We start from the raw sequence: 5,079 nt of genomic DNA, 5'->3' as shown, positions 1-5,079 counted from the left end.
ATTCGAAGGGGCGTCTGGCGATCGTCGACACCGGGTCGGGGAATTATCTTCTGCCCACGGCCGGCCTCGTTCAACGCAGCCTCGCCGCCGCCGGCATCGATCCGAAGTCGATCGATACCGTGCTGCTCACCCACATGCACCCGGATCATTCCGCCGGCCTGACCGATATGTCGAATGGCCAGCTTCTCTATCCGAACGCCGAACTGGTCATGCACGAAAACGAACCGGCGCACTGGTTCGATGACGGCGCGATGGCCAAGGTCGACGAGCGGTCGCGAAAACTCTACTTCCTCGCCGGCCGCGAGCAGGTCGCGCCCTACAAGACTCGCACGCGGCTTTTCAAGGAGGGCGAGGTGTTTCCCGGCGTCACCGCGATACCAAGCCCCGGGCATACGCCGGGTCACACCGCCTATCTCATCGCATCGGGCAGCGATCAGTTGATGATCTGGGGCGATACCGTGCATGTGCCGGAAGTGCAGACCGCATTCCCCGAAGCCGGCATGGCCTTCGACACCGACCTTGCTGCGGCGGCGGCCTCGCGCAAACGCATGTTCGATCGCGTCTCAGCCGATGGCGTCCTGATCGCCGGGATGCATCTGCATTTCCCGGCGTTCTCGCGGCTGGCGCGGCGTGGCGACGCTTACGCGCTTTATCCGGAGGCCTGGGTTCACGCGCTCGGTGGTTAGCGGCGATCCGTCGCCGTCCCTTGTCGACGCCGGCAGCGATGTTGAAGCAAGTGCACGGCGCCGAAAAGCCTCGACCGCGCGGGCAAGACGGGGCTCCAGGAATCTGCCGGGCGCCCTGCGGATCGAACCAGGCTCGCTCGAAGCGGCGGCAACGCTCTATAAACCGAAAGCGGCCCGCCAGGATTGCCTGACGGACCGCCTGATCCGGTCATTCCAATCGTCAGGTCTCAGCGTGGCGCCAGCACCATGACGACCTGGCGGCCTTCGAACCTGGCGTCCTGCTCGACCTTGGCATATTCCGAGACGTCGGACTTGACCTTGTCCAAAAGCTTGGTGCCGATTTCCTGGTGCGCCATTTCGCGGCCGCGATAGCGCAGCGTGATCTTGACCTTGTCGCCTTCCTCGAAAAAGCGCTGCATCGCGCGCATCTTCACTTCGTAGTCGTGATCGTCGATCATCGGCCGGAGCTTGATCTCCTTGATCTCGACGACTTTCTGCTTCTTGCGGGCCTCGGCGGCCTTCTTCTGCGCCGAATATTTGAATTTCCCGTAGTCCATGATCTTGCACACGGGGGGATTGTTGTTCGGCGAGATCTCCACAAGATCCATGCCCGCTTCGATGGCCATCTTGATCGCCACCACGGTTTCGACGGTGCCGAGATTGGTGCCGGTCGAGTCGATCAGCTGGATCTGCGCATTGCGAATTTCATCATTTGTGCGCGGCCCGTCTTTGGTGGCAGCGGGCGGGGCTCGATTGGGACGGCGAATGGGTAGTTCTCCAAAGTTGTGAACGAAGGGCGCTATTTTGAAGCAATACACGGCAGTGGGCAAGCGAACTCGCAACCTGCGCAAGAAAACCGACAAATGCGAGGCATTTCGGCCACGGCCAGCGCGAGATAGACACCAATCTTCTATTCCGCAAGCGCGGCGAATGCCTTAGGCGGATGTCGGCTTCGGCGTTCAGAACCCCTCAAACAACAGGATTGGAGTAAACGTTCCATGACTAATTCGACGGCAGCCGGGCCTGATCCGCTTTTTATCGAGGTCGGTGAAGGGGATGCCGCACGCCGAATCGCCGTGCGCGCCCGCGCGGGCTCGGCGCCCGGGCTGTTCTGGCTCGGCGGCTTCAATTCGGACATGAAGGGCACCAAGGCGGCGGCCCTCGACGGCTGGGCGGCCGAGCACGGGAGGGCCTTGGTCCGGTTCGATTATTCCGGCCACGGCGAATCGAGCGGAAAATTCATCGACGGCACCATCGGGCGCTGGCTCCAGGACAGCGTCGCAGTCTTCACGCAATGCTGCCGGGGGCCGCAGGTGGTGATCGGCTCATCGATGGGCGGCTGGATGGCGCTGCTGCTGGCGCGTGAACTCGGCAAGCAGCCGCAAAAGGCGTCGCTGGCGGGGCTGGTGCTGATCGCGCCGGCACCGGACTTCACCGAGGAACTGATGTGGAAGGGATTTTCGCCGGAAATCCACCACGAGATCGAAAGCAACGGCGTTTGGCTCAGGCCGTCGCCATATGGCGACGGCGCGCCCTATCCGATTACCCGGACACTGATCGAGGAGGGCCGCAACCATCTGCTGCTCGGCGGTTCGATCGATGTCGGCTGCCCGGTGCGCATCCTGCAGGGCGGGCAGGATCCAGACGTGCCCTGGCAGCACGCCTTCAAACTGGTCCATCGGCTGCCGGCCGATGACGTGGTGCTGACCATGATCCAGGATGGCGATCACCGCCTGTCGCGACCACAGGACATCGCGCGGATCATCGCCGCGGTCGCGGAGATCGGGTGAGGCGGCCTCACACCTTGCAGCTGTTGCTCGATGCCTCCGGAGGCGGGCGGCGCCAGGGCGATGTTCGAGCAAGCGCGGCTGCGTGACGGTCGGATCGTCGAATACCGCGAAGTCGCCGACAGCGCGCCGGCTTTCGTCGACACGAATTTTGCCTCCGGGCGGACCGCCAGGATTGCCGCCAAACAGGGCGCCGAACCGAAGGGCCGCCCAGAGATGCGGCGGCATCTGCAGCGGTGAGCCGCTGCGTTCGCAGCACCATCGGCCATCAGCCTCCGCGGCGGCGGACGATCCCGCATCCCCGCAGCCTCAATAGACCTCGACGCTCTGGAATAGCGGACGCCCCGCCTTTGCGGGCAGCACGATCAGGGCGATCGCGTCAGCTTCGGCATCGGCTTGCGCTGCGCCAGCGCCGCCACCGTGGCACTCCCGATCGGGCCTGTTTGGTCGTAAAGCCAGCACTCGCCGATCGCGACGCCGCTGGTGGCATGATGCTTCACCACTTCCAGTCCGATCCAGTCCTCGACCGGCGGCCGGTGCAGATAGAGCGTGACGTCGCTGTTGATGAAGCCCAGCCCCTGATCGCCGGCATTGGCGAACGGGCTGGCAAAATCGGCCACCAGCGCGACGCGAACGAAGGGCGTCAGGGGGCTGCCCCCGACCAGCTCGCGCACCTCGCTCATCCACAGTCTGCGGGGGCCGAGCGTCCCCATCGCGCCGATGATCGGGCGGCTGGCCCATTTGCCATGCATGCCGAGCCGCGGATCGCCCGGCGCCGGTATCTCCGACGGTGCCGGGACTTCCCAATTGGGCGCCGACCAGACGTTGCCTGGCGGATTTTCGGTACGGCGCAACAGCTGGCAGGAGGCGCGTGCCATGGCGACGCCGCCCGAGAGGAAGTCAGCCTCGACGACGCGAATCCGCAGGCCTTCGCGGATCGATCGGGTCCTGACCTCGATCGGCGTCGTGATGTTCGGCAGACGAAACATGTCGACCGTCAACCGCGCCGGTACGAAATCCGCCGCCCCATGGCGCTGCTCGATGACAAAAGCGAGCAAGCCGATGATGACGCGGCCGTGCAGGGATTTTGGATCCCACGGTCCGTTCGCGACCGCCGTCGGCAGAAAGCTGTCGCCGTCGCGCGTGAAGAAAGGCTGATTGGTCATGATGCGCCACCATGACGGATCGGGCGCGATGAAATCAAGCTCGGCCCGTGCGCTCAGCCGCCGTCCATTCGGCGACCACGCTCTCGGCCCGCTCGACAGCGAAAGCCCTCAAGGCCAGTGCCGCGAATGGCTCGGGCTCGATCAATTGCGCCAGCGCCCACACCGCCGCGCCGCGGACCAGCGGGCTTGCATCGGCGAGCAGCCGTTCGGCGTCGCGGGCCAACGCGCGATCTCCCGAGTTGCCAATCGCAATCAGCACGTTGCGGATAAAACGGTCGCGGCCGATGCGCTTGACCGGCGATTTGGCAAACAGCGCGCGAAAAGCCGCGTCGTCGAGCCGCGAAAGTTCGGCGAGATCGGGGGCGCGCAGCTCGGCGCGTGACGCAAGCTTCGCCTCGTGCCCGGCCTGCGCGAACTTGTTCCAAGGACAGACCGCCAGGCAATCGTCGCAGCCATAGATCCGATTGCCGATCGCCTTGCGAAATTCGTGCGGCACCGGTCCCTTGTTCTCGATGGTGAGATAAGAGATGCAGCGCCGCGCGTCGAGCTGGTAGGCGGCCGGGAACGCCGCGGTCGGACAGATTTCGAGACAGGCGCGGCACGAGCCGCAATGATCGCTCGCCGCCCCGTCGCGCGGCAGCTCGAGCGTGGTGAAAATCACGCCGAGAAACAGCCAGGAGCCGTATTCGCGCGACACCAGGTTGGTGTGCTTGCCCTGCCAGCCAAGCCCCGCCGCCTGCGCCAGCGGCTTTTCCATCACGGGCGCGGTATCGACGAAAACCTTGATCTCGCAGGGCGCGGCGGCCACCAGCCAGCGCCCGAGCGTCTTGAGGTGCTTCTTGATCGAATCGTGATAATCGTCGCCCTGCGCATAGACCGAAATCGCGCCCTTTGACTGCTGCTGCAGGATCGCCAGCGGATCCCGATCGGGCCCGTAATTCACGCCCAACAGGATCACCGAGCGGACGTCGGGCCACAACGCGCGCGGATCGATGCGGCGTTCGGCATTGGCCGCGAGCCAGTCCATGTCGCCATGAGCGCCGGTCTCGAGGAATGTACGGAAATGTTTCGCCGCGTCGGCAATCGAATCGGGGGCGGCGATCCCGACGCAATCGAATCCGAGCGCGCGCGCTTCCCGCGTGAGCGCGGCCCTCAGCTCATCGGGGTCATTCGCAACAGCGTTATTCAGAAATCGAGATCCACGTAGGTCCGCGACGCCGGCACGCCGGCGAGCCACTCGCTGAGCAGCGGGCGGAACGACGGCCGGGATTTCACCCGTGCGTACCACGCCTTCGCCGCGTCGTCCTCGTTCCATGGCACGTCGCCCAGGTAATCGATCGCCGAAAGATGTGCAGCGGCGGCGAGGTCCGCGTAGGTCAGCCGGTCGCCGGCGAGGTAGTTCCGGCGCTGCGCCAGCCAGCCGATATAGGCCAGATGATA

General features: G+C 64.9%; 6 protein-coding genes and 1 pseudogene. 3 read left to right on the top strand and 4 right to left on the bottom strand.

Annotated features, from left to right (window positions below; genetic code table 11):
* Positions 1 to 686 (top strand): MBL fold metallo-hydrolase (locus WCB02_RS40495; protein ID WP_423968248.1); only part of this gene is annotated, 686 nt, incomplete at its 5' end.
* A gap of 227 nt (positions 687 to 913) precedes the next feature.
* Here the strand turns inward: WCB02_RS40495 and infC are convergent.
* Positions 914 to 1,453, bottom strand: a complete 540-nt coding sequence (infC, locus tag WCB02_RS40490) for a translation initiation factor IF-3 (RefSeq protein WP_423968251.1) — start codon at positions 1,451 to 1,453, stop codon at positions 914 to 916.
* A 231-nt stretch (positions 1,454 to 1,684) separates the two neighbouring features.
* On the opposite strand from infC, the gene WCB02_RS40485 reads away from it, so the two are divergent.
* Both WCB02_RS40485 and WCB02_RS40480 read left to right on the top strand, forming a co-directional pair.
* Entirely contained in the window at positions 1,685 to 2,476 is a 792-nt protein-coding gene (locus tag WCB02_RS40485; protein WP_423968246.1) for an alpha/beta hydrolase, read from the top strand.
* Positions 2,477 to 2,512: 36 nt separating this feature from the next.
* Positions 2,513 to 2,713, top strand: a pseudogene (locus tag WCB02_RS40480) (nuclear transport factor 2 family protein); the annotation flags it as partial.
* A 125-nt stretch (positions 2,714 to 2,838) separates the two neighbouring features.
* On the opposite strand, the gene WCB02_RS40475 reads toward WCB02_RS40480, so the two are convergent.
* The 3 genes from WCB02_RS40475 to WCB02_RS40465 form a co-directional block, all read right to left on the bottom strand.
* Positions 2,839 to 3,639, bottom strand: a complete 801-nt coding sequence (locus tag WCB02_RS40475; protein WP_423968244.1) for an acyl-CoA thioesterase domain-containing protein — start codon at positions 3,637 to 3,639, stop codon at positions 2,839 to 2,841.
* 34 nt (positions 3,640 to 3,673) lie between these two features.
* Positions 3,674 to 4,876 carry a tRNA epoxyqueuosine(34) reductase QueG gene (gene queG, locus WCB02_RS40470; protein WP_423968242.1) on the bottom strand — a complete coding sequence of 401 codons (1,203 nt, stop codon included), beginning with the start codon at positions 4,874 to 4,876 and terminating at the stop codon, positions 3,674 to 3,676.
* A partial coding sequence (locus WCB02_RS40465; RefSeq protein WP_423968240.1) for a glutathione S-transferase family protein occupies positions 4,825 to 5,079 on the bottom strand: 255 nt, incomplete at its 5' end. The genes queG and WCB02_RS40465, both read right to left, overlap by 52 nt.

It is taken from the genome of Bradyrhizobium sp., from assembly GCF_049581145.1.
GTDB lineage: Bacteria > Pseudomonadota > Alphaproteobacteria > Rhizobiales > Xanthobacteraceae > Bradyrhizobium.
Note: the sequence above shows the minus strand (reverse complement) of the source record. Positions and strands in the feature narration are given on the sequence as shown.